We start from the raw sequence: 22691 nt of genomic DNA, 5'->3' as shown, positions 1-22691 counted from the left end.
GTGGTTCATGGACATGACGGCAGCCCGGGTGGCCGGTCCCCGCACGGGGCCGGCCACCCAGACCTCACTCTGGGTTTCCTGTGTTTCCTCTCAGCGCCTGCGGCGCACGCTCACCGCAGCTCTGCGATGACGGTCTTCAGCTCCGTGTAGTCGTCCAGGCCGAACGACCCCAGCTCGCGACCCCAGCCGGACTGCTTGAAGCCGCCCCGCGGGAGGGTGACGTCGTCCGCGTGCCAGGTGTTGAGCCAGACCGTGCCTGCGCGCAGCCTGCTCCCGACCCGGTGGGCCGTGCTCAGGTCGCGCGACCACACGCCGGCCGCCAGGCCGTAGACCGTGTTGTTGGCCGCCGCGACGACCTCGTCCTCGGTGTCGAAGGGGATCGCGGTGATGACGGGCCCGAAGATCTCGTCGGTCTGGACGGCCATCTGCTCGGTGACACCGGTGATCAGGGTCGGCGCGAAGAAGTACCCGTTCTCGGCGGCCGGGTCGGGGCTGCCCGCTGCGAGCGTGGCGCCGTCGGCGACCGCGCCGCGGACGTAGCTCATGACCTTCTCGTGCTGCTCCTGCGAGACCAGCGGACCCATGGTGGTCGCCGGGTCGAAGGCGTCGCCGACCTTGATCGCCTTCGCCGCTGCGGCGACGCCCTCGACCACCTGGTCGAACACCTCGCGCTGGACGTAGAGGCGGGAGCCGTTGACGCAGCACTGGCCCTCGTTGAAGAAGCCGGCCAGGGCGGCGCCGGCGATCGCGGCGTCGAGGTCAGCGTCGGCGAAGATGATGTTGGGCGCCTTGCCGCCCAGCTCCAGCGACACCTTCTTGAGGTTCTTCGAGGCGCCGGCGGCGATCTTCTTGCCGACCTCGGTGCTGCCGGTGAAGGCGACCTTGTCGACGCCCGGGTGGTCGACCAGGGCCGCACCCGCGTCCCCGAACCCGGGCAGGATGTTGACGACGCCGGCCGGGACGCCGGCCTCCAGCAGCAGCTCGCCGAGCCGGAGCGCGGTGAGCGGGGTCTGCTCGGCCGGCTTGAGCACGATCGTGTTGCCCGCCGTGATCGACGGGACGATCTTGAAGCAGGCCATCGTGAGGGGGAAGTTCCACGGCACGATGCCCGCGACGACGCCGATCGCCTCGCGACGCGTGTAGGCGTGGAACTCCCGGCCGGGCACCGACATCGGGATGGTGGTGCCCTCCATCTTGGTGGCCCAGCCGGCGAAGTAGCGGAACAGCTCGGCGGCCACGCCGACGTCGCCCCGGGCGGACGCGAGGCTCTTTCCGTTGTCGAGGGACTCGAGCTGCGCGAGCTCCTCGGTGCGCTCGTCGATGAGGTCGCCGATGCGCCACAGCAGGTGCGAGCGGTCGCGCGGCGTCATCTTCGACCACGGGCCCGTCTCGAACGCGTTACGGGCGGCGACGACCGCACGGTCGGCGTCGACAGCGGAGGCCTGGGCGACCTGGACGAGGACCTCCTCGGTCGCCGGATTCACGGTCGCGAAGGTCTGGCCGTCCTTGGCGTCCACCCACTCGCCGTCGATCAGCAGCTGCTTGGGCGAGGAGAGGAACGAGGCGACGGCGGGCAGGAGGTGGGAGCTCTCGGGCATGGGGAGCCTTCCGTGGTTTCGGGGTTCAGGGTCGGTCGTGGGGCTGGACGGGCCTGGGCTGGCTGGGCTGGGTCGGGGCGCGGTCGGGCCGTGGCTACTTGATGATCAGCACCTTCGATCGGTCGAGGGTGAGCGCGACGGCGGCGACGATGATCGCACCGTAGAGGATCTGCTCGTAGGCCGACGGGACCCCGACGATCGGCAGCCCGACACGGAGCAGCGTCACCACGAGCGCTCCGGCGAGGCTGCGCCACAGCGACCCGTGACCACCGGTGATGGCGGTACCGCCCACCACGATGGCCGCCACCGCGGGCAGCAGAAGGTTGTCCGCCATGGACGGGCTGCCGCTGAAGTTCCGGGAGACGAGCATGAGCGCGGCCAGGCCCGCACAGGCGCCGGAGACGGTGAACGCGGCGACCTTGACCACGTCGACCGGCGTGCCGGCCAGCCGGGCCGCCGACTCGGAGTAGCCGGTGGCGCGGATCCAGCTCTCGAGCGGGGTGAGCCGCAGGACCAGGGAGATCACCGCGACGACCACCAGCGCGACGACGAAGGACATCGGCACCACGCCGCCGACGTAGAGCGTGAGCCAGTTGGTGACGTCGCGGTCGACCACCCGGATCGGGCCGGCGTCCGAGATCACCAGCGCGATCGCCGAGAAGATGCTCATACCGCCGAGGGTGACGATGAACGACGGGATGCGGAGCAGCACGTGGGCGAGGCCCTGCAGCGCCCCGATCGCGGCGGTGGCCGCGATGACCGCGACGGTGGTGAGGCCACCGAGGTCGGGCAGCCACAGCGCGAAGAAGACCGTCGCGAGCGAGCAGAGCGCGGCGATGGACAGGTCGATGCCCCCGCACAGGACCACCAGGGTGGCACCGGCCGCGAGCACGACGAGCGGCGCCGACGTGCGGACCGCGGCCGTGAGGCTGTTCAGGGTCAGGAAGCCGGGGTCGGCGATGGTCAGCGCCGCCAGGAGCACGACGAGCGCGATGACCGGCATGAACGAGGTGAGGCGCTGACCTAGCGTCGGGCGGACCGGGACGACGGCGTCGGCGGCCGGCTTGGTGATGACGGGTGTGGACATGGTCAGACCATCTCCTTGACGAGGTCGAGCGGGGTCGGCTTGCCCCCGGCTGGGGCGGCGACCTCCGTGGTCGCCCGGCCGTCGCTCATCACGATGATCCGGTCGGACATGCCGATCGCCTCCTCGAGGCTGTCGGCCAGCAGCACCGTGGCCACGCCGCTGCCCGCGAGCTCGCGCATCAGGCGGTACACCTCCGAGCGCGCCCCGACGTCGAGGCCGCGGGTCGGGTGGTCGAGCAGCAGCAGCCGGACGTCGCCGGCCACCAGCCAGCGCGCCAGGACCACCTTCTGCTGGTTGCCGCCCGACAGGCGCTGGATCGCGGTGCCCCGGTGCGGGGTGCGGATCGAGAGCCGCTCGATCCACCTGTCCACCAGCGTCGCCTGCTTCCGCGGCCGCACCAGCGGGCCGGTGCAGCGGGAGTGCTGCTTGGTCAGCGTCATGTTGTCGGCGACCGACATCGGGCCGACCATGCCCTCGGTCTTGCGCTCGGCCGGGACGTAGCCGACGCCGGCGGCGCACGCCGCGCGCGTGCCGGACAGGTCGAGCCTCTCGCCGTCGAGGACCACCTCGCCGGCCGTGGTGGGCTCGGCGCCGAAGAGCGCACGGCACACGTCCTCGCGGCCGGAGCCGTGGACGCCGACGATGCCGACTATCTCGCCCGCATGAACGTCGAGGTCGACGTCGCGGAAGGTCTTGCCGGACAGGCCACGCACCACGAGACGGGGAGTGCGGGGCTCGTCGGACCGCTCGTCTGACCGCACCGCGGCGGACGCGCCGTGGTAGTGGTCGTCACCCCCGGTCGAGCCGATCATCATGCGGTGCAGCTCGGCCGGGGCGGCGTCCGCCGCGGGCACCTCGCCCACCGACCGGCCACCACGCAGCACGGCGACCCGGTCGCAGACGTCGAGCACCTCGTCGAGCCGGTGCGAGACGAAGACGACGGACGCGAACTCGCGCAGCCGGCGCACCTGGGTGAACAGGGTCTCGATCTCCTTCGACTCCAGCACCGACGTCGGCTCGTCGAGGATGATCACCGGCGGGTGGGACGTGCGCTCCTCGATCCGGAGCACCTTGGCGATCTCGACCATCTGCCGGTCGGCGAAGCTCAGGGTGTCGGTGCGAGCCAGCGGGTCGATGTGCGACCCGATCTTGTCGAGCTGCTCCTGCGCGAGCCTGCGCATCGTGTTCCAGCGGTAGACGCCGCGGCGCACGCCCGGCCCCTCGCTGCCGAGCACGATGTTCTCGGCGGCGGTCAGGTTGGGTACGAGCGACTGCTCCTGGAACACCATGCCGATGCCGTGGTCGGCGGCGTCGACGATGCTCCGCAGGCGCACCTTCTCGCCGCGCACCCAGATCTCGCCGCCGTCCGGCCGCACCAGGCCGACCAGGGCCTTGAGCAGCGTGGACTTGCCCGCGCCGTTCTCGCCGGCCAGGCCCAGCACCTCGTGCTGGCGCACGACCAGGTCGACGCCGTCGAGCGCCTTGACGCCCGGGTAGCTCTTGACCAGGCCGCGCACCTCGAGGGCGTGCACGGGCGCTGGCACCCGTGCCTCGGGCTGGGCCTGCAGGTTGGTGGTCATTTGGTCACCTGGTTCCTACGACGCTGTGGGATGACGGCGGCCGCTACGGCCGCGACGACGATGAGGCCCTGGACCCCGCCCTGCCAGTAGGGGCTCACCCCGACCTGGACGAGGCCGTTGGTGAGGACCGTCACGAGCAGGACTCCGACCGTGGAGTGGAGGATGCCGCCGCGGCCGCCGATGAGCAGCGTGCCGCCGACGACGGCGGCCGTGATGGCGGAGAAGTCGTAGCCCCTGCCCGCCTGGACGAGGCCGGCGCCGAGCTGGCTGGTGACCATCACGCCGGCGAGACCGTAGAACGCACCCGCCATCGTGAAGACCGCCACCTTGTAGGGCGCGACCTTCACCCCGGAGAGCGCCAGCACCTCCTCGGCGCCGCCGATCGCGAAGGCGTACCGGCCCAGGCGCGAGTATCGCTGCACCAGCCAGCCCACGAGCACGCAGGCGAGCGCGATCCAGGTCAGGTAGGCCAGACCGAGGAACCGCTCGACCGCCCAGCCCTGCAGCATCGTGTCCGAGACGTTGGGCTGCACCCCCGCGAACATGAGGGTGGCCACGCCAAGACCCACGGCGGAGATGCCGAGGGTGGTCATGAACGACGGCACCTTCAGCACGACCAGGGCGAGCCCGCTCAGGCAGCCGAGCCCTGCCGCGAGGAGGACGGCGACGACGACTCCGAGGACCCCGAGGTCGTTGTCGTTGCGGTTGTTGGCGACCAGGAGGGCGACCGTGATCGCGGACGCCCCCATGATCCCCGGGGAGGACAGGTCGATCGACCCCATCATCAGCACGAAGCTGATGCCGCAGGTCACGACCGCGAGGACCGCCGCGGCGTCCAGGACGTTCTGCACGTTCGAGACCGTCCGGAAGTCGGGGCTGAGGACCGCGAAGACGCCGAAGATGACGACCAGGGCGATCGGCGGACCGGCGTCCCTCAGCGACACCCCCCGCCGAGGCCGGGGGCGCTGCGCAGGCACGACGTCGCCGTCTGCTTCTGTGCCGGTAGCTCTGCCGGCCCCTCTGCCGGCTTCGGTGGGGGACGTCATGGTCACGACATCGAGCCCTGCGAACGGCTGAAGAGGCTGTCGCAGGCGAAGTCGGCCTCGCTGGTCTCCGGGGAGACGAAGTCGGCGACGTTGTCCTGCTCGATGAGGAACTGCTCGGCGAACCAGGCGCGGTCCTCGTCGGCGATGTCCTCGACGGCGAGCTCCCCCGTGGCCACGCAGTAGCCGATGGCCAGGCCGATGCCACCCTGCCAGGGCCCGTCGCTGGAGACGGTGGCCGTCATGGTGCCGTCCTGGATCGCGGTGAGCGCGTCGGGCACTGCGTCGATGCCGACCACCGCCACGTCGTCGCGGCCCGCCTGCTGCAGCGCCTCGAGCGCACCGAGCGCCATGTCGTCGTTGGCAGCCCAGATGCCCTTGATGTCCTCGCCGTGCTTGGTGAGGAGCGTCTTGGTCACCTCCAGCGCCTCCGCGCGGGAGAAGTTGGCGGTCTGGTCGTCGAGCAGCTCGACGTCCGGGTTGGCCGCCAGCGACTCCTCGAGCCCGACGAAGCGGTCCTTGGCGGCGGCGGTGTCCAGGACGCCCTGCAGGGCGACGACGCCGCCCGAGCCGCCGATCGCCTCGGCCAGCGCGTCGCCGATCTGCTTGCCTGACTCCACGCCGTCGTAGGTGATGTGGGACAGCCAGGAGTCGTAGTCGGTGACGTCGAGGTCGGCCGGCTTGTTCCACTGAGTGACGAGGTAGGCGCCCGCCGCCTCCGCGCCCTCCACGATGGGCGGGGTGTCGGAGTCGCCGTTGGGCAGGATGTTCATGACCAGGCACTCGGTGTCGCCGGCGAGCAGCTGGCTGATCTGCTCCTGCTGACGCGTCGAGTCACTGTCGTAGGTGAGCCGCTCCTGGGTGAGGCCGACCTGCTCGGCGAAGGCGTCGCCGCCGTCCAGCCACGAGGCCTCGTAGGGGTTGGACTCGGTGCGCACCTGGCCCACCAGGGTGACGTCAGCTGGCTCGCACGCGCCGGCCGCGGCGGCGTCGTCGCCCCCGGCGGCCGTCTCGGTGCAGCCCGTGAGTGTTGCGGCCGCGAGGGCGACGCCGATGACGGCGGCCGTGTTTCGAGCGGCAGAGTGTCGAGCGGCAGAGTGTCGAGAGGTGAACTTCATTGTCGTTTCCTCGATTTTCGTTCGATGCCATGTGGTTCTGTGCCGCAGCGCGGCGGTGGGACTGTCGTGAGAGGGACGGTGTCAGCGGGCCATCCAGCCGCCGTCGACGGCCAGCACGTGACCGTTGACGTAGTCGGCGGCGGCGGAGCTGAGGAACACTGCCGCCCCGGCGATGTCCTCGGCGGTACCCCAGCGGCCGGCCGGGATGCGTTCGAGGATGGAGCGCGAGCGGTCCGCGTCGGCGCGGAGCGCGGTGGTGTTGTCGGTGACCATGTAACCCGGTGCGATGGCGTTGACCTGGACGCCGTGGGGCCCCCACTCGTTGGCCAGCGCCTTGGTCATGCCGGCGACGCCGTGCTTGCTGGCGGCGTACGACACCACGCGCAGGCCGCCCTGGAAGGACAGCAGGCTGGCGATGCTGACGATCTTGCCGTGGCCGCGTTCGACCATCGGCCGACCGAGCTGCTGGGTGAGGAAGAAGAGCCCGTTGAGGTTGACGTCGAGCACCCGCTGCCAGGAGTCACGGCCGACGGCGACGGAGTCCGCGCGGTCGATGATCCCTGCGTTGTTGATCACGACGTCGATCTGACGCGAGCCGTTCAGCTCGGCGCTGACCTGCTCGACCGCGTCGAGATCGCTCACGTCGAGGTCGACGACGTCGACCTTGGCACCGAGGTCGGCGACGAGGTCGCGGGTGGCCTCCTGGTTGCCCGGCCGGCCGAGCAGGACGACGTCCGCCCCCGACCGGGCGAGGCCGAGCGCGATCGCCTGGCCGAGGCCGCGCCCCGCACCGGTCACCGCCGCGCACCTGCCGTGCAGGTCGAACGGCGAGCGTGCGTCGGTGCTGGGATCGGTGACCGTCCCGGTGGTGGTGGTCACAGGTCCTCCACGGCCACGGGGCTCAGGTCGGTGTAGGCGTTGTTCTCGCCGGCCATCGCCCAGATGAAGGCGTACGACCCGGTGCCGGACCCGGCGTGGATCGACCACGGCGGGGAGATGACGGCCTCCCGGTTCTTGAGGACGAGGTGGCGGGTGGCGCCGGGCTCGCCCATGAAGTGGAAGACGCGGTCCTGCTCGTCGAGGTCGACGTAGCAGTAGATCTCGGTGCGGCGGGCGTGCAGGTGCGGCGGGAAGGTGTTCCAGACCGAACCGCCGGCCACGACGGTCACGCCGAGCTGGAGCACGGAGGACTCCACGTCCTGGCCCCAGACGTAGCGGAAGAGGTTGCGCTCGTTGGCCGCCTCGGCCGAGCCGAGCGCGACCGGCTCCACCTCGCTGTGGCTGAGCAGCCGGGTCGGGTACGTCGCGTGCGCCGGGGCGGACACGAAGTAGAACGCGGCGTCGGTGCCGCCGAAGGACACCTCGCTCCCCCGGCCCGCGAAGAGGCCGTCGAGGTGCTCGAGCTCGAACTTCTCGCCGTCGACGACGACGTGGCCGGCGGCGCCGACGTTGATGACGCCGAGCTCGCGACGCTCGAGGTGGGCCTCGGTGCCCAGCACCTCGGCCCAGGCCGGCAGCCCGAGCTCGGCGGTACCGGGAACGGCCCCGCCGACCACCATCCGGTCCTCGTGCGTATACGTGCCCCGGACCTCACCGCTGACGAACAGGTCTGGGACGAGGAAGTTCTCCCGCAGGTCCGCAGTAGTAGCCGTCTCCGCGCTGGACGGAGATGTCGAGTATCGAACCTGGATCATGAATCACCCTCGGTCTGTGAACTGTGTTCGTCTATGTGAACTTGCCTGACGATAGACGTGATCCCGCTCACTGGTCAAGGGGTCGAAACATGTCCACGTATGCGAACTCGGGGGTAGGGTGAATCACCCCCGGGGCGGTCCCGGTGCCCCGCAGAAGGACCAGAGGAGAGCGTTCATGCAGCTTCAGAGGGAGCTCCAGAGTGAGACGACCGGCACCAACGACGCCGGACCGGTCAAGTCAGCGGCCCGTGCACTGGACCTGCTGGACGACATCGCGGCCAACGGCCCTGGAACCCAGCTGCAGCTCTCGACGCGCCTCAGCATCCCCAAGAGCAGCCTGCACGCGCTGCTGCGGACCATGACCGACCGGGGCTGGCTGCAGACCGACCCGACAGGCAGCGTCTACCAGCTCGGCATCCACTCCCTCGTCGTGAGCTCGGCCTACCTCGACGGCGACCCGGCGCTGGCGCGTGCCACGTCCGTGCTCGACGAGGTGGCCGCCGCCACGCAGGAGACGGTCCACCTCGGACGCCTCGACGGCGCCGACGTCATCTACACGGCCAAGCGCGAGTCGGTGCACCCGCTGCGCATGCACTCCGCCGTCGGGCGCCGGCTCCCTGCGTACGCCACCTCGTTGGGGCGTGCCCTGCTCGCCGAGATGCCGGCCGAGGCTCGCGGCGACCTGGTGCCCGAGTCGATCTCCGCGATCACACCGCGCACGACCACCGACAAGGACGCCGTGCTCGAGATCATCGACCGCGCGGCCCACCAGGGCTACGCCACCGAGAGCGAGGAGTCCTGCATGGGCGTGCGCTGCTTCGGCGTCGCGCTCCCGTTGAGCCACGACGCCGTGGACGCGATGAGCATCGCGGTACCGATCAGCCGGCTCGGCGACGGGCGCGAGGACCTCATCATCGAGACCCTGCTCAGCGTGAAGGCGCGGCTGGCGGCCGTGCACGGCAACAGCATGGTGCGCTGAGGATCCTGTTCACCCGGCTGGCGCGCCGAACCGCAAGCTAATCGTCACGGCGAGCCGGCTGGCGCGCCGAACCGCAAGTTGGAGGTCATCTGCGGCGCCGAACCGCAAGTTGATCGTCTCCGAGTCGCCGAGCCGAAGGTTGCACGTCGATCAGCCCCCTGATGGACCCATATGTTGCGGCTGAGCAGCCGGATTGACAACCAACTTGCGGCTCGGCACCGCCGACCGCCCACGAAGGCCAGCAACTTGCGGCTCGGCACCGCTCCAGCGCCGTCGAGGTCAACCCGCCTCGTCCGACGACCAACGCGGCCGCGACGCGAAGTCGGGGCCGGTGATCACCGCCACGATCCTCGTCCCGGCGGGAAACCGCCCCCTGGCGACGAGGTCGTAGACGCCGTACATCATCTTGGCCACGTACACCCGGTCCAGGCGCACGCCGTGACGGGCCTGGAAGTCGTCGACGAACTGGGTCAGCTCGGGCTTCACTCTGGCGTACCCGCCGAAGTGGTAGCCGGTCTCGATCTCCCAGTTCTCGGTCACCTCGCCGAGAGCGGCCCGCTGGAGCGCGGCGACGTCGTCGGACAGGAAGTCCCCGCCCTTCAGCGAGGAGAAACCGATCGCCAGCTGCCCGGGCTCGCGGCCGGGCTCGCTGCCGGGCTCGCGGCCAGACGCGAGCCCGGCCGCGATTCCGGCAAGCGTCCCGCCGGTGCCGACGCCGCAGCAGACGACGTCGAAGTCCTCGTCGATCTCACCGACCAGCTCCGCACACCCGCGCACGGCCAGGGCATTGCTGCCGCCCTCTGGCACCAGGTAGAAGTCGCCGTGCTCTGCACCGAGGCGCTCGAGCACGTCGGGGCCGGTCTTGCGCCGGTACGTCTGGCGGTCCAGGTACGCCAGCCGCATGCCGTGGTCGACCGCGAACTGCAGCGACGGGTTCAGCGGGTCGTACGCCTCGCCCCGGATCACACCGATCGTCTCGAACCCGAACAGCGCTCCCGCGGCGGCCACCGCCCGGATGTGGTTGGAGTACGCGCCGCCGAACGTCAGCAGCCGCGCAGCCCCGGCAGCCTCGGCTGCTTCCAGGTTGTACTTCAGCTTGCGCCACTTGTTGCCCGGCAGCTCCGGATGGATCAGGTCGTCCCGCTTGAGCAGCACCCGCACGCCTGCCGCGTCGAGACGTTCGTCGTCGAGCGCCTCGACGGGCGACGGGAGCAGCAACGCGGGCGCGGACATGTCGGGCAGTCTGGCAGGCCGAGTCCGAACCCCGAGTCCGAACCTCAGGCCTCCTCGGCGCCGGCGGCCCGACGTGCCCATCGGTCGTAGTACTGCTCGAACGCGGCGATGACGGGTTCGGGACCACCACGCAAGCCGGTCAGCCCGATGCACACGGGCGTCCCGACGAGCTTGATGTTGCCCCGGGACATGAGTCGCGCGACCGGTCTCATCGCCGCGAGCACCGGCTCGGGGTCCTTCACCACCACGCACAGGCTGGTCTGCTTCTGAACCTGGTGAAGGTGCCATCCGGTGACCTGGTCCCAGGTGGTCCTCCCGGTCGCCACGCCGCTCGAGGTATCGGTGAAGCCCTCGGTGTCGACGACCAGGCCGGCACCAGGCTTCCGCAGGAAGGTCAGGCAGAGCACGGTGCCGTAGCCGAAGAATGCCGCACCGACCACACCCACGACCATGTACAACAGCCACAGGAGCGGTGATATCGGTGCCAGCCATCTGACTGCTGTCGGGTTGAGGGCGGCGATCACGATCAGCACGCTGGCTGCCGTCATCAAGGGTCCGGCCACCAGCCCGATCAGGAGGATGCGGGTGCGTGAGACCTCGAACTCCACGGCTTCGGTCACTGCGGAAAGATAGCGAGACGGAGCACGCGCCCGACAGAGGCCACCACGCACTGCACCCGGCTCAACCCTGCTGACGGGGCCGGGGCCTGCCGGAGCATCTGGTCCGGTGTGGTTCGCACAGCATCCGCGCCCGGTCGGTACGGTGCCCGTCGGTGGTCGTATGGTCAGACACCGTTCGGCTCCGCGTCACCCCTGCGCCAGCAGGCCGGGCCACGATGCGACGGTGGAAAACAAGCTCTCCCGCCGGTCCCTGCTCCAGGCAGCAGCGGCCGTCCCGATCCTGTCAGCGGCCTCCGCGACGGTCAGCGCACCGTCGGCTGCCGCCGCGACGACCCCGGCAACGCCGCACGGCGGCCACCCGGACACGGCCGACCCGAGGTTCACGATCGCCGTCCTGCCCGACACCCAGTACCTCCTGGACGACGGCGGCTCCGACCCCGAGCCGGTGCGCGCCACGCTGCGCCACCTCGTGCGTGAGCAGGCCCGGGACAACATCGTCTTCATGGCCCACCTGGGCGACGTGACCGAGCACGGCACGGTGACCGAGATGCGCGCGGCGAGCCGCGCCTTCGACGCCGCCGGCCGGCTGCCGTACAGCGTGCTGGCCGGCAACCACGACGTCAGCGGCGACGACCAGCGCGGCGACACGCCATACCTGCGCACCTTCGGGCCGCAGCGGTTCTCCCGGATGAAGACCTACGGCGGCTCCTCCCCCGACGGGTACAACAGCTACCACGTGGTTCGCGGCGGCGGACGGGAGTGGCTGGTCCTGGCGCTGGACTGGCGGGCGTCCGACGCCGGGCTCACGTGGGCCAAGGGCGTGCTCGACGAGCACCCGCTCCCCGCGGTCCTGACCACCCACGACATCGTCTGGGCCGAGGGCGACGGCAAGGCCAGCCTCTCCGACAACGGGCAGCGCCTCTGGGACCGGCTGATCCGGGGCAACGACCAGATCTTCCTCGCGCTCGGCGGGCACTACTGGCCCTCCGGCCGCACGACGATGACCAACGACGCCGGCCACCCCGTGCACCTGCACATCACCAACTACCAGGACCGCTACTACGGCGGCGCCGGCATGGTGCGGTACTACTCGTTCGACCTGGACCGCGGCGTGATCGACGTCGAGACGTTCTCGCCCTGGCTGCAGGCGAAGCAGGACCCGACACCCCTGGAGTCGGAGCACGTCGAGCTCAGCGGCGACGTCGACCGGTTCACCGTCGAGATCGACTTCGACGAGCGCTTCGCCGCCTTCGCACCGCCGCTCCTGCCGGTACCGCTCCCGCCATCGGCCGTCATGCCGCGCGGCACCGTCGCGTACTGGCGGTTCGACGAGGCCGGGCTGGCCACCGCTGGGGCCGACGGCGCCCCGGTCGCGCCGGGCACTGTCGCCCGCGACCTCACCGGCAACGGCAACGACCTCACCTCCCAGCTCCTGCACGCCAGCGCCCCGGAGGCGCTGACCTGGTCGGCCGAGCACCACGACGCCCAGCCGGCCCGTGGGAGCCTGCGGTTCGACGGCGGCAAGGGACCCGACCGTGGCGCGGTGCTGCGGACCGGTCCCGACGCCCCGGTCAACAGCGCGACGTTCGAGTCCGGCTACACGATCGAGACGTTCCTCAAGCTGCCAGAGCCCTTCGAGGGGGACCACGCCTGGATGGGCATCCTCAGCTGGGAGGGCCGCGCCGGCGACGCAGGCAAGCACAGCGGCTGGTCCGACGACGAGCCGACGTGCAGCCTGAACCTGTCGGGCGAACGGTTCCTGCAGTTCGTCGTCTACCCCGTACCGGGCGACGCCGACCCCACGTCCTGGAGCCACGCCATCCCGGTCGGCCGATGGATGCACGTCGCCCTCGTCAACGACGGCCGGCACACGACGATGTACGTCGACGGCTCGAAGATCGTCCGTAACGCCGCCGAGGAGTCACGGGGCATCTCGACGCTCGGCAAGCCGTTCGCCATCGGCGGCACCCAGTCCGCGGAGCGGTACGGGCAGGGGTTCTACGGCTGGATCGGCGACACCAGGATCGTCTCCCGCGCCCTGCGGCCCAGCCAGTTCCTCACGGCAAGGAGCCGCTGACAGGCGACGCAGGACGCGCCTCTCAGCGTATTCTGTCTCGGCGCACTACCCCGGGGCGGCTGGTCAGGTGACCAGCCGCCCCCGGTCTTTCGTGCGTCCGGGGCGACCGGCCCGCTAGATTGCCCCGGTGATCGTGCTGCTGCGGGACTGGCTCGAGCGAATTCCAGGGCTGAAGGGCACCGCGATCGTCGTCGGCCTCGCCGTCGGCGTCGTGGCGACGGTCGGCGTCCTCGACCTGCTCGCCCCGGCACCGGACGGAGCGAGCCCTGACGGCTGCGTCCAGGCATCGACGTCGGTCGATCGACGAGGGGAGACTTCCGTGTCCGAGCCGTCTCACGTCCCGGGCGAGGACACCCTGTACCGGTTCGAGACCTGGCAACCCCTGCTCGAGCTGGTCCGGTCGGAGCGTCCCGAGCTGTGCGAGTGGTCGGGCAGCTACAGCCCGGGCGCGTACAGCGTCCCCCTGTCCCTGCCGCCCGACGACGGGACGCTCTTCCTGGCGCTCACGGAGGCCACCGAGCCGTTGCGGGCGGCGCTGGAGGAGGCCGGCAAGGGCTCGATCACCTTCTCGGTACGGATCGACGCGGACGGCCGCACGGTCGTCACCCCAGCGGCCGAGTCGCCGACCGCGACGGTGATCAGGGACTTCGGTGTGAACAGCGCCGGCCACGTCGTGCTGGTCGACGGCGCCGAGCCTGAGCCGGTCCGGCGCGGACCGGAGGCGTTCGAGGGACGTGGCCCCGCCCCGTCGTCGGACCCCGAGGCGCTGGAACGGACGCTGCGCGAACGGATGCCCGACGCGGTCGGGGCGACCGAGCAGGAGCTCGCCGCGCTCGAGGAACGGCTCGGCACGCCGCTGCCGCCCGAGCTGCGCGCGCTGCTGAGGGTGACCCGGGCGGAGTACGGCGACTACGGCGACTACGGCGAGGACGACCGCTACGAGCGCGACGCCGAGGCGCTCGGCGGGATCCAGCAGTTCGACCTCGACGAGATCGAACGGGCCTCCGAGGCGGACGTGCGCAAGGGGCTGCCGTTCGACTTCCTGGCCCGGACCGCCGTCGTCACCCGGCCCGACTCCGCGGTGCAGGGTCTCGTGGACTCGTCGGAGTGGATAGTGATCGGCGACTACGGCGGCACCGGGGACTGGGTCGCCGTCGACCTGGCGCCCGGGCCCGCCGGCCACGTGGGCCAGCTCGTCGTGCTGAGCCACGAGTCCGACATCGGTGCCTGGCTGCTGGCGGAATCGCTCACCGACCTCGTGCGCGACGGCGGGAACCCCTGGCCGTCCGGCGAGCCCGGCGAGGAACCGCCCGCGGTGGTCATGGTCGACAGCGGCGCGGGCAGGTCGGTCCGCGCGGCGGCGACCGACGAGCTCGAGGTGCTCTCGGTCGGGTCCTGGGACGAGACGCCGTCGGACCTGTCGCCCCTGGTCGGGCTCCCCCGGCTGCGCACGGTCACCGCCGAGCCGGGCACGATCGCCGACCCGCTGGTCCTCGGGCGGCTCGACCACCTGGAGTACCTGGAGATCGGCCTGGAGGACTGGCGGGCGCTGATCGCCGCGGACGCCGTCCCGGAGTCGCTGCTCGCCGCCGGGATCTCCGGCTACGACCTCGACCAGGCGGAGATCGACTCGGTCTACGACGCGCTCATCCGGCAGTGGGGCGGCGACAGCCTGCGCACCGTGACGATCGAAGGTGAGCTGTCACCGTAACGGGCGCGGACGGACACAACCTTTCAGGCCGCCGACGCGTCATAGCAGTCATGACACGCACACACACGAAGGCACGTTCCATCGTTCTGACGGCCGCCCTCGCCGTCGGCCTCACCGCGGGCGCGACCGCGACCGCCACCGCCTCCCCCGCGACGCCGGCCTGCTCCGCCACCTCCGCGCACGTCCCGGGCCACGCCGCCGGTCCGGCCGACTGCGACCCGGTCGGGATCCCGGTCGACCTGGGCGAGCCCACCGACGGCGCCACGGACACCTGGCAGATCACCGAGACCAACGACGTCGGCTACGCGATCCCGGCCGACTGGACCGGCCGTGCCATCGTGGGCGACGGCGGCGCCGGTCACGAGTGGGAGTCCCCCGAGATCGCCGTCTCGGACGAGTACGGCGACCTGCACTGGCGGATCCTGGTCCAGTCGCCGTTCTACGACCAGGAGATGCCGGACCCGAAGGAGCTGAACAAGCTCGGCTACCACGCCTCGTACATCGAGGTCGAGGGTGCCTCGGAGGCCGTGCTCACGGCCGCGCAGACCGAGCACTGGGCCGACGGGGCGGTCGAGACGATCGACTTCCAGGTCTACGTCCAGTCCGCGAGCACTGGCGTCGTCACCCGGTTCATGGGCGAGCTGCCCGCGGGCGCGGAGGGCCAGTTCCTCCTCGACAACTTCGTTCCAACGATCCAGCCCTGACCAGTCCAGCGCTGACCGATCCTGCTCTGACATCCCGCCCTGACCATCCGGCTCTGACCGGAGCGGGCTGACCGGAGGCGGGCCCTGGCGTCGTCCAGGGCCCGCCTCTGCCTGTCCGGCCTTGCGCGAAGCGTTCGGCGCTCCTTAGCGGAAGGCGTCGATGTTGCGCGCGACCCAGTCGGTGAAGTCCCGGGGCGCACGGCCCAGGGCCAGCTCGGTATCGGACGACGGCTTGCGCTCTTCGTCAGTGGGGGTACCGAGCGCGTCGAGCGTCTTCTCGACGACCGCGGGCGGCCAGATCCGCGACAGCTCGGCGAAGGACTCCTCCCGGGTCTGCTCGACGAGCTCGACCGGTTCGCCGAGCGCGTGGCCGATCGCGGCGACCTGCTCACGCGGCGTGACGGCAGCGGGGCCGTTCAGCGTGTAGTACCGCCCGACATGGGCGTCCTCCAGCAGGGCCGCCGCTGCCGCGGCAGCGATGTCCGCCGGATCGATCGGCGGGAGCCCGACGTCGGCGAACGGCGCTCGGACCGTCCTGGTGGAGCGAACCGACTCGGCCCACAGGAGTGCGTTCGAGGCGAAGCCACCGGGTCGCAGCACCGTCCACTCGGGAACCGAGCCGGTCACGGTCTGCTCCATGCTCGTCAGGACCGGGTCCTGCCTCGACTGCGCCCGCTGGGAGGACAGCAGCACGATGCGGCGTATCCCGCTGGCGCGTGCGGTCTCGACGATCCGGGACACCGGCAGCGCCGGGTCCGGGATCATGAGGAACAGCCGGTCGGCGCCGCGGAACGCGGGCTCCAGGCCCTCCGGGTCGTTCAGGTTCCCGGCGAAGTGCCGAGCGCCCTCGGGAAGACTGATCGGGTTCCGGGAGACGGCGGTGACCGACTCCCCTGCGGCGGTGAGCGCGTCGAGCAGGGGGCGCCCGATGTTCCCGGTGGATCCGGTGACTACGATCATGATCGTTCCTTCCAGTGTCAGGTACGCGGCAGACTCTAGGAAAGCGACTTACTTCTCGAAAGGACGTACCTCGACGTAAGGTCCTGACATGGAGCTCGGAATCTTGGCAGGGCAGTCAGCGGCACCCAAGGAACGTGACCCGTTCCACACGGACTGCGGGGCACGGCAGGTCCTCGACCACGTCACGAGTCGCTGGGGTGTCTGGGTCCTGCTCAGGCTGCAGGAGCAGCCGTTGCGCTTCTACGAGCTGCGCGACCACATCGAGGGCATCAGCGAGAAGATGCTGTCCCAGACCCTGCGCAACCTGGCCAAGGACGGCCTGGTCTGGCGCAAGGTCGAGCCGACCTCCCCGCCCCAGGTCACCTACGGGCTGACCTCTCTCGGCAGCGGCCTTCGGGGCCACCTGGCCACCATGCTCGACTGGATCGAGGACAACACCGAGCCGGCGCGCGATGCGGCTCAGCCGACGTTGTAGACCACGATCAAGGCCAGCCACGCGCTCACTGTCGAGATCGCGGTCCACAGGATGATCGCTATGCCCTGCCAGAGCAGTACCCGGGGTTTGGACACACCACCGGCGACCAGCAGCGCGGCGGTGAACTGGGTCGGCATCGCGAGGGGGCCGAGAAGGCTCGCCCCCGGTACTCCGTACCGATCGAGGTAGCGCCGGAAACGTTCCTTGCCCTTCGAATCGGGCTTCACCTTCGTCGGCGGTTCCTCCGGCGCGTCGCTGCCCCGCTCCGTCGGGTTCACCGGTACCCGCACCGCTTCCCGCCGCGCGCGTCGCGCGAGGGTCGCCGTACGGACACGACTGCTGAGCGTGACGATCAGGAAGACGCAGAGGAAGTTGCCGCCCGCTGCGGCGATCCCGGCCACGATGGGGTTGAGGCCACCGAGCACACCGACCGTCGTCGCGAGCTCGCCCTCGACGAAGGGCACGGCACCGGCCAGCGCGATGACCAGCGGCTGGACCACGTCTGGAACGTTTGCGACAAGATCTCGGAATCCTTGGACCACTGGTTCGACCGGATTCATCGTGTCTCTCTTTCAGCGACTGTCGATGCGATCTGGGCGCGCCAGATACGCGTGGTGAGTGGTGGGTGGTCTGCGCAGGTCGCTCGAGGGCGCTGCGACTCCTACGACTGCGGAGGTGATCAGTCGGGCTGTGCGAACGTCGCCAGGGCCGTCGCGAACGCAGTCCCGACGACCTGCACGACCAGGGTGCTCAGGATGATGTCGGAGGCGGCCTTCGCGCCCCAGTCGCCGCGCTCGAACTTCTTGCCGCGTGTATAGACCTCACCGGACCAGGGGATGTCGGCATGCATCGCGGCCAGGTTCTTGCTGGCCGAGAGCAGCGCGGCGAGTGTGGCGGTCCGGGCGTCGGGATCGACGCCGTCCACCAGCGCCGACCGAACCGGCCTGAGCAACCGGTCGCGCGTGTCGGTGTCTCCGCCCTTGAGTGCGTGTGTCGGGATGAAGCCGAGGAGACGGCGGGGCTCCTTGCGAATATCGCCTCGCACGACGAGCCGGTCCAAGGTGCTCTCTCGGGACCGGACGCCGATATCGATCGCGAGCGCCCTGATTCCTGTCGCGGTCTCCGGGACCCGTTCCCATGCTCCGCGTAGCAGCAGGTCTTCGGGGGCGTGGCCGACGGCGCGAACGCGGCGGTTCTTGTCGTCGAGCTCGATGTGCTTTCGTACGGCGAGCTCGGTGAGCATCGCGCCGCCGAGCGTGTACATCAATGACTGGCCCTCGCCTGCGATGGTGCCGGTGCGGGGATCGAACAGGAGCAGCATGACGGCTTCGGGAAGCGTCACGTCCGCACCACGGGCGTCGTCCGTGTTCCCCGGTCGAGGGCCTGAGGTCGGGTCGGTCACCTTGTTCCTCCGTCAGTCGCGCCAGGAGAGAGTGCGTCGCCGTGCGGGAGGTGCGAGTGGGCTTCTGAGGAGGGCGTAGCGATCGCGTGCGCTCGACGGAGCACTTCCAGCTGGGCCGGGTGGTACAGATCCCCCATCGCCTGCGAGACGGTGCTGGCCGTGCGCTCGACGCTGTGCGTGGAGAACTGGGCGGCGTCACCGACGACCGGAAATGCGGCCTGTGCCGCGGCGAGCGGACCGGCCATCCGTTCGGCAAGGTCTTGGATCAAGGCTTCGTCTGCGTCCGCCGGTAGAGCGTCGAACTCGTCGTCGATGGGATCGCGCCGGCTCAGTAGTTCACGGAGCTCGCCCATCGCGTTCTCGTCGAGGACCTGGCCATAGATGGCGAGCATGGCGCGGTCGTTGTCCGAGAGGCCTTCCATGATCGACTCGAAGCCACGGGGAACATCGATCGGAGCGCGGTGACGCAGTATGACGGCAAGCTCTGCCCGAACTCTCTGTAGCCGTTCGATCGTCGCCGCGAGTTCCGCATCGATCAACCGGACCGCTTCGTCCGGCACCTGATCAGCGCGATCCATGGTGGCGATCTGCGAGAGCGGAAGCCCTAGATCGCTCAGCCTCTTGATCTGCAGCAGCCGGATGAGGTGGGCCGTCTCATACTGCTTGTAGCCGTTCGCCGTACGACGCGGTTCATCGAGCAGCCCGAGCGCGTGATAGTGCCGTACAGCCTTGATCGTCGTACCTGCGAGGTCCGCGAGCTGACGTGTGCTCCAGGCCATTGCTCTCACCGCCCTTCCGTTGAGAACCAGTGAAAACTATGCCCTTGGGGCACAGTCAACCGGCTCGTGGAACGGTGACGACGGCAGGCCCCCAGCAAGCCATCATGACCCGGCTCCTCCTTCGCCTCCCCCGCCCAGCGCACCCAGCAGCGTCCTGACCAGCAGCTCGACCCGGGCGTCGAGGTCATCGTCCGGCGCGTCCGCCGCCCCGGTCAGCGCAGGGGAGCCACCGGGCAGCTCGTGGACCTCGTGCAGGAGCGCGACATAGAGACGCCGGCACCAGGCCGGGTCGCCGACGGCGATCTCGCCCGCCGCATGGAGCCGGGCGAAGAGTCGCTCGAGCCCGTCCTGGATCTCGGGGTCCGACGCGGGGCCGGTGCCCTGCTCTGCGGGAGTGAGACTGATGACGAAGGGATGGCTGACCTTCAGCTCGAAGGCCATCTCGGTGAGGCGGTACAGGCCCACCAGTGGCGGGCCGTTCATCACTCGCGCCTGGTCGAAGGCGCTCCTGTAACGGGCGTTGAGATCACCGACCAGCGCCGCGAGCAGCGACTGCCGGGACGGGAAGTGCCGGTGCACGGTCGCCCTGCCCAGCCCCGCGGCCCCCGCGATCTGCTCCATCGAGGCGCTCGGGTCGCCGGCGAGCACGCGCTGCGCCGCGTCGAGGATCCGGGCAATGCTCTGCTGCGCATCCGCTCGCACCGGTCTGGACCGGACGTCCTCGCTCATCACGCATCGCCTCCCGCGCTCATGCTATCCGAGCCGGACGCGGAGCCGTATCCGGGCGATCTGAGACTTAATTGTCTTAGTTATTGACGCGAACGGGGCATCCGTGGTCCAGTTAGCGCACCGGAAGTCGACCCCACGAACGGGAGAACATGATGGATCTCGGCCTTGCAGGTAAGCGCGTCCTGGTCACCGGAGCGAGCAGAGGGATCGGCCTCGCCACCGTCCAGGCGTTTCTCGCGGAGGGTGCCTCGGTCACCGCCGTCTCCCGGCGCAGCACCCCGGAGCTCGAGGCGACCGGCGCCACGTTCCTCGCCGCGGACCTCTCCACGCCCGACGGACCGGTGCGCGTGGTCGAGTCGGCCCTCGCGAACGACCCCCGGCTCGACGTGCTGGTCAACAACGCCGGGGGCGGCGTACTGCCCGACGGCGTGCTCGCCGACCCGTTCGGCGGTGACGACGATGTCTGGGAGCACGCTCTCGCCCTGAACTTCTTCAGCGCCGTGCGGACCACGCGTGCCGCCCTGCCCGCGCTGACGACGGCGCGCGGGTCGGTGGTGAACGTCGGCTCCGACTCCGCGCTGATGCCGCACCGGGCACCGCTGTCCTACTCCACGGCGAAGGCGGCGATCAACGCGTTCTCCCGGGGGCTGGCCGAGCAGGTCGGCGGCGCGGGCGTGCGCATCAACGTCGTCACACCTGGCGCGACGCGCACGTCTCTCCTGACCGGGGCGGACGGCGTCACCGGCCAGGTGGCCGCCGCCATGGGCGTGAGCCACGCCGCCGTGCTGGAGGGCTTTCCCGAACAGAACGGCATGGTGACCGGGCGCCTGATCGAGCCGTCCGAGATCGCCCGCGTGATCGTGCTGCTGTCCTCCCCTACGCTGCCCAGTGCCGTCGGGTCCAACTGGGCGCTGCACGGCGGTTCGCTCAAGGCGCCCGCCTGAGCCGAGTACCCCGCCGGCTGTGAGCACGCCGCCGATCGCGGGACGATGAGCACATGCCATCTCCCGTCCGCCCCGGCCTGACCGTCACCACCGTACTGACGATCCCCCGGGCCGAGCTCACCGAGCGGTTCTCCCGCTCGTCCGGCCCGGGCGGTCAGGGCGTGAACACGACGGACTCGCGCGTCGAGCTGTCGTGGGACGTCGGCCGGTCCGCCGTCCTGAGCGACACGCAGCGCCAGCGCATCACCGACCGGCTGGCGGACCGGCTGGTCCACGGCATCCTCACCGTCGTCGCCTCGGAGCATCGGGAGCAGCGCCGCAACCGCGACGCCGCCGCACGACGCCTGACCGCTCTGGTGGCCGACGCACTGGCTCCCTCCTCGCGGGCACGCCGCCCCACGCGGGCGACCCGCGGATCGCAGGAGCGCCGGCTGACCGCGAAGAAGCAACGCTCCGCGACCAAGCGGATGCGCTCGTCGAAGCCCCGCCGCGAGGACTGAACCCCGCAGGCGTCGGCCCTCTCCGCACCAGGCAGGGGGATACGATCCGAGACCAATGACCCGCACCGAATCGTCCGCGCTGGCCGCGGCCCTGCAGACCGCTCTGCCCGACGGCGCCGTGCTGATCGACGAAGCGGCGGTCGAACGCTACGCCCACGACGACGCCGAGTGGGCCGACTACGCGACGCCGGCCGCCGTCGTGCTCGCGACGAGCCTGGACGACGTCGTCGCGACGGTGCGGATCGCCGCCGAGCACGACGCGCCCGTCGTCCCGCGCGGCGCCGGCACGGGTCTGTCCGGCGGAGCGAACGCGATGGCCGGCGCCGTCGTGCTGTCGCTGGAACGCATGACCCGGATCCTCGAGGTCGACGCCGCGGAGCGCTACGCCGTCGTCGAGGCAGGCGTGCTCAACGACGATCTGCGCAGGCACGTGGCCGAGCACGGGCTCTGGTATCCCCCGGATCCGGCGAGCCAGGCGATCTCGACGATCGGGGGCAACGTCGCGACGAACGCGGGCGGACTCTGCTGCGTGAAGTACGGGGTCACCCGTGACTACGTGCTCGGGATGACGGCGGTGCTCGCCGACGGCTCGGTCGCCCGGCTCGGCCGGACCACGGCGAAGGGCGTCACGGGCTACGACCTGACGGGGCTCCTGGTCGGCTCCGAGGGGACGCTGGGGATCATCGTCGACGTGACGCTGAAGCTCCGCCCGCTCGCCGGCCGCGAGGACCGGGCGATCGTGGGCTGGTTCCCGTCGCTCGCCGACGCCGGGAACGCCGTGGCCGCCGTCTCGGCCGCCGGGATCGTGCCCGCCGCACTGGAGCTCATCGACAGCACCTGCCTGCGCGCCGTCGCCGACTGGCAGGAGTGGACGCTCCCCGAGGGCGCCGACGCGCTGCTCCTCGCGAAGGTCGACGAGCCAGGAGGCGCGGGAGAGGCCCTGGCGGACCAGGTCGCCGCACTCTTCGAGGACGCGGGCGGCACCCAGGTGGAGCGGGCCTTCGCGGCCGATGAGGTCGACCGGCTGTTCCTCGCCCGACGTCTCGCGTACCCGGCGCTCGAACGGCTCGGCCCCGTGCTCACCGAGGACGTCTGCGTCCCGCGCGGCGCCGTGCCCGAGATGCTCAGCCGCATCGAGCGCATCGCCGAGGAGGCCGACGTCGTGATCGCCAACATCGCGCACGCCGGTGACGGCAACCTGCACCCGCTCATCATCGCGCCGGAGGGCGACGACGCGGCGAAGGCCCGCGCGAAGACGGCCTTCGACCGCATCGTCGACGAGTGCCGGGCGCTCGGCGGCACGGTCACCGGCGAGCACGGCGTCGGCATCCTCAAGCTCGCGGGTGCGGCGGCGGAGCTCAGCCCCGTGGCGCTTGCCATGCACCGGGCGATCAAGGATGCGCTGGACCCGCGCGGGCTGCTGAACCCCGGCAAGGCGTTCCCCGCCGGCACCTGACG

At 70.7% G+C, this 22691-nt stretch carries 22 protein-coding genes; 8 read left to right on the top strand and 14 right to left on the bottom strand.

Translation table 11 applies throughout. From position 1 onward, the window contains the following. Positions 1–110: 110 nt before the first annotated feature. From APR04_RS03295 to kduI, 7 genes are all read right to left on the bottom strand, one after another. Positions 111–1598, bottom strand: coding sequence for an aldehyde dehydrogenase family protein (locus APR04_RS03295; protein ID WP_253867886.1), 1488 nt, complete (start codon positions 1596–1598; stop codon positions 111–113). A gap of 94 nt (positions 1599–1692) precedes the next feature. Then, positions 1693–2685: an ABC transporter permease gene (locus APR04_RS03290; RefSeq protein WP_253867884.1), complete on the bottom strand. Its 993-nt coding sequence runs from the start codon at positions 2683–2685 to the stop codon at positions 1693–1695. A 2-nt stretch (positions 2686–2687) separates the two neighbouring features. Further along, positions 2688–4265 carry a sugar ABC transporter ATP-binding protein gene (locus tag APR04_RS03285; protein WP_253867883.1) on the bottom strand — a complete coding sequence of 526 codons (1578 nt, stop codon included), beginning with the start codon at positions 4263–4265 and terminating at the stop codon, positions 2688–2690. Continuing rightward, entirely contained in the window at positions 4262–5311 is a 1050-nt protein-coding gene (locus tag APR04_RS03280) for an ABC transporter permease (protein ID WP_253867881.1), read from the bottom strand. Before APR04_RS03280 ends, APR04_RS03285 begins: the two co-directional genes overlap by 4 nt. 2 nt (positions 5312–5313) lie before the next feature. Then, a complete protein-coding gene (locus tag APR04_RS03275; RefSeq protein ID WP_253867879.1) occupies positions 5314–6426 on the bottom strand; it encodes a sugar ABC transporter substrate-binding protein in 1113 nt (370 codons plus the stop codon). 81 nt (positions 6427–6507) lie between these two features. After that, the gene (kduD, locus tag APR04_RS03270) at positions 6508–7305 is read right to left on the bottom strand and encodes a 2-dehydro-3-deoxy-D-gluconate 5-dehydrogenase KduD (protein ID WP_253867877.1); all 798 of its coding nucleotides are present in this window, start codon (positions 7303–7305) and stop codon (positions 6508–6510) included. Then, on the bottom strand, positions 7302–8120 hold the full coding sequence (gene kduI / locus APR04_RS03265) for a 5-dehydro-4-deoxy-D-glucuronate isomerase (RefSeq protein ID WP_253867876.1): 819 nt from the start codon (positions 8118–8120) through the stop codon (positions 7302–7304). Before kduI ends, kduD begins: the two co-directional genes overlap by 4 nt. A 175-nt stretch (positions 8121–8295) precedes the next feature. Between kduI and APR04_RS03260 the strand changes: the two genes are divergently transcribed. Then, positions 8296–9099 carry an IclR family transcriptional regulator gene (locus APR04_RS03260; protein WP_253867874.1) on the top strand — a complete coding sequence of 268 codons (804 nt, stop codon included), beginning with the start codon at positions 8296–8298 and terminating at the stop codon, positions 9097–9099. Positions 9100–9378: 279 nt separating this feature from the next. Here APR04_RS03260 and APR04_RS03255 read toward each other — a convergent pair whose 3' ends face one another. Together APR04_RS03255 and APR04_RS03250 are read right to left on the bottom strand one after the other, a co-directional pair. Next, complete coding sequence (locus APR04_RS03255; RefSeq protein WP_253867872.1) at positions 9379–10332, bottom strand: 1-aminocyclopropane-1-carboxylate deaminase/D-cysteine desulfhydrase; 954 nt, start codon at positions 10330–10332, stop codon at positions 9379–9381. Between the two features lie 44 nt (positions 10333–10376). Continuing rightward, the gene (locus APR04_RS03250) at positions 10377–10952 is read right to left on the bottom strand and encodes an STM3941 family protein (protein ID WP_253867871.1); all 576 of its coding nucleotides are present in this window, start codon (positions 10950–10952) and stop codon (positions 10377–10379) included. Positions 10953–11175: 223 nt separating this feature from the next. Between APR04_RS03250 and APR04_RS03245 the strand changes: the two genes are divergently transcribed. The 3 genes from APR04_RS03245 to APR04_RS03235 all read left to right on the top strand — a co-directional run bounded on the left by APR04_RS03245 (position 11176) and on the right by APR04_RS03235 (position 15444). Then, a complete protein-coding gene (locus tag APR04_RS03245; RefSeq protein WP_253867869.1) occupies positions 11176–13029 on the top strand; it encodes a LamG-like jellyroll fold domain-containing protein in 1854 nt (617 codons plus the stop codon). 127 nt (positions 13030–13156) lie between these two features. Next, positions 13157–14740 carry an SMI1/KNR4 family protein gene (locus APR04_RS03240; RefSeq protein ID WP_253867867.1) on the top strand — a complete coding sequence of 528 codons (1584 nt, stop codon included), beginning with the start codon at positions 13157–13159 and terminating at the stop codon, positions 14738–14740. Between the two features lie 50 nt (positions 14741–14790). After that, positions 14791–15444: a hypothetical protein gene (locus APR04_RS03235; RefSeq protein WP_253867865.1), complete on the top strand. Its 654-nt coding sequence runs from the start codon at positions 14791–14793 to the stop codon at positions 15442–15444. Between the two features lie 144 nt (positions 15445–15588). Here the strand turns inward: APR04_RS03235 and APR04_RS03230 are convergent, their stop codons facing one another. After that, positions 15589–16404, bottom strand: coding sequence for an NAD(P)H-binding protein (locus tag APR04_RS03230; protein WP_253867863.1), 816 nt, complete (start codon positions 16402–16404; stop codon positions 15589–15591). An 88-nt stretch (positions 16405–16492) separates the two neighbouring features. On the opposite strand from APR04_RS03230, the gene APR04_RS03225 reads away from it, so the two are divergent. Beyond that, entirely contained in the window at positions 16493–16879 is a 387-nt protein-coding gene (locus APR04_RS03225) for a winged helix-turn-helix transcriptional regulator (RefSeq protein WP_253867861.1), read from the top strand. On the opposite strand, the gene APR04_RS03220 is transcribed toward APR04_RS03225, so the two are convergent. From APR04_RS03220 to APR04_RS03205, 4 genes are all read right to left on the bottom strand, one after another. After that, entirely contained in the window at positions 16864–17379 is a 516-nt protein-coding gene (locus APR04_RS03220) for a small multidrug efflux protein (RefSeq protein ID WP_308292314.1), read from the bottom strand. The genes APR04_RS03225 and APR04_RS03220 overlap by 16 nt on opposite strands. Positions 17380–17558: 179 nt before the next feature. Then, the gene (locus tag APR04_RS03215; protein ID WP_253867857.1) at positions 17559–18281 is read right to left on the bottom strand and encodes a GOLPH3/VPS74 family protein; all 723 of its coding nucleotides are present in this window, start codon (positions 18279–18281) and stop codon (positions 17559–17561) included. Beyond that, complete coding sequence (locus APR04_RS03210; RefSeq protein ID WP_253867856.1) at positions 18278–19060, bottom strand: helix-turn-helix domain-containing protein; 783 nt, start codon at positions 19058–19060, stop codon at positions 18278–18280. The genes APR04_RS03215 and APR04_RS03210 overlap by 4 nt, the downstream gene beginning before the upstream one ends. 102 nt (positions 19061–19162) lie before the next feature. Further along, positions 19163–19789 carry a TetR/AcrR family transcriptional regulator gene (locus APR04_RS03205; protein WP_253867854.1) on the bottom strand — a complete coding sequence of 209 codons (627 nt, stop codon included), beginning with the start codon at positions 19787–19789 and terminating at the stop codon, positions 19163–19165. A gap of 152 nt (positions 19790–19941) precedes the next feature. Between APR04_RS03205 and APR04_RS03200 the strand changes: the two genes are divergently transcribed. Genes APR04_RS03200 through APR04_RS03190 form a run of 3 tightly spaced genes read left to right on the top strand, consistent with a single transcriptional unit; the run spans position 19942 to position 22689 of the window. Further along, on the top strand, positions 19942–20733 hold the full coding sequence (locus tag APR04_RS03200; RefSeq protein WP_253867852.1) for an SDR family NAD(P)-dependent oxidoreductase: 792 nt from the start codon (positions 19942–19944) through the stop codon (positions 20731–20733). Positions 20734–20786: 53 nt separating this feature from the next. Beyond that, on the top strand, positions 20787–21233 hold the full coding sequence (gene arfB, locus APR04_RS03195) for an alternative ribosome rescue aminoacyl-tRNA hydrolase ArfB (RefSeq protein WP_253867850.1): 447 nt from the start codon (positions 20787–20789) through the stop codon (positions 21231–21233). Between the two features lie 55 nt (positions 21234–21288). Continuing rightward, entirely contained in the window at positions 21289–22689 is a 1401-nt protein-coding gene (locus APR04_RS03190) for an FAD-binding oxidoreductase (protein ID WP_253867848.1), read from the top strand. Positions 22690–22691 lie beyond the last annotated feature (2 nt).

The organism is Promicromonospora umidemergens, from assembly GCF_024171995.1.
GTDB classification, from domain to species: Bacteria; Actinomycetota; Actinomycetes; order Actinomycetales; family Cellulomonadaceae; genus Promicromonospora; species Promicromonospora umidemergens.
This window is presented reverse-complemented; position numbering and strand designations above follow the sequence as displayed.

What these genes read in the sequence shown, in the direction of transcription:
- APR04_RS03295 (WP_253867886.1), bottom strand. Translation starts at nt 1,598, where the DNA reads ATGCCCGAGAGCTCCCACCTCCTGCCCGCCGTCGCCTCGTTCCTCTCC.
- APR04_RS03290 (WP_253867884.1), bottom strand. Translation starts at nt 2,685, where the DNA reads ATGTCCACACCCGTCATCACCAAGCCGGCCGCCGACGCCGTCGTCCCG.
- APR04_RS03285 (WP_253867883.1), bottom strand. Translation starts at nt 4,265, where the DNA reads ATGACCACCAACCTGCAGGCCCAGCCCGAGGCACGGGTGCCAGCGCCC.
- APR04_RS03280 (WP_253867881.1), bottom strand. Translation starts at nt 5,311, where the DNA reads ATGACGTCCCCCACCGAAGCCGGCAGAGGGGCCGGCAGAGCTACCGGC.
- APR04_RS03275 (WP_253867879.1), bottom strand. Translation starts at nt 6,426, where the DNA reads ATGAAGTTCACCTCTCGACACTCTGCCGCTCGACACTCTGCCGCTCGA.
- kduI (WP_253867876.1), bottom strand. Translation starts at nt 8,120, where the DNA reads ATGATCCAGGTTCGATACTCGACATCTCCGTCCAGCGCGGAGACGGCT.
- APR04_RS03260 (WP_253867874.1), top strand. Translation starts at nt 8,296, where the DNA reads ATGCAGCTTCAGAGGGAGCTCCAGAGTGAGACGACCGGCACCAACGAC.
- APR04_RS03255 (WP_253867872.1), bottom strand. Translation starts at nt 10,332, where the DNA reads ATGTCCGCGCCCGCGTTGCTGCTCCCGTCGCCCGTCGAGGCGCTCGAC.
- APR04_RS03235 (WP_253867865.1), top strand. Translation starts at nt 14,791, where the DNA reads ATGACACGCACACACACGAAGGCACGTTCCATCGTTCTGACGGCCGCC.
- APR04_RS03230 (WP_253867863.1), bottom strand. Translation starts at nt 16,404, where the DNA reads ATGATCGTAGTCACCGGATCCACCGGGAACATCGGGCGCCCCCTGCTC.
- APR04_RS03225 (WP_253867861.1), top strand. Translation starts at nt 16,493, where the DNA reads ATGGAGCTCGGAATCTTGGCAGGGCAGTCAGCGGCACCCAAGGAACGT.
- APR04_RS03210 (WP_253867856.1), bottom strand. Translation starts at nt 19,060, where the DNA reads ATGGCCTGGAGCACACGTCAGCTCGCGGACCTCGCAGGTACGACGATC.
- APR04_RS03205 (WP_253867854.1), bottom strand. Translation starts at nt 19,789, where the DNA reads ATGAGCGAGGACGTCCGGTCCAGACCGGTGCGAGCGGATGCGCAGCAG.
- APR04_RS03200 (WP_253867852.1), top strand. Translation starts at nt 19,942, where the DNA reads ATGGATCTCGGCCTTGCAGGTAAGCGCGTCCTGGTCACCGGAGCGAGC.
- arfB (WP_253867850.1), top strand. Translation starts at nt 20,787, where the DNA reads ATGCCATCTCCCGTCCGCCCCGGCCTGACCGTCACCACCGTACTGACG.
- APR04_RS03190 (WP_253867848.1), top strand. Translation starts at nt 21,289, where the DNA reads ATGACCCGCACCGAATCGTCCGCGCTGGCCGCGGCCCTGCAGACCGCT.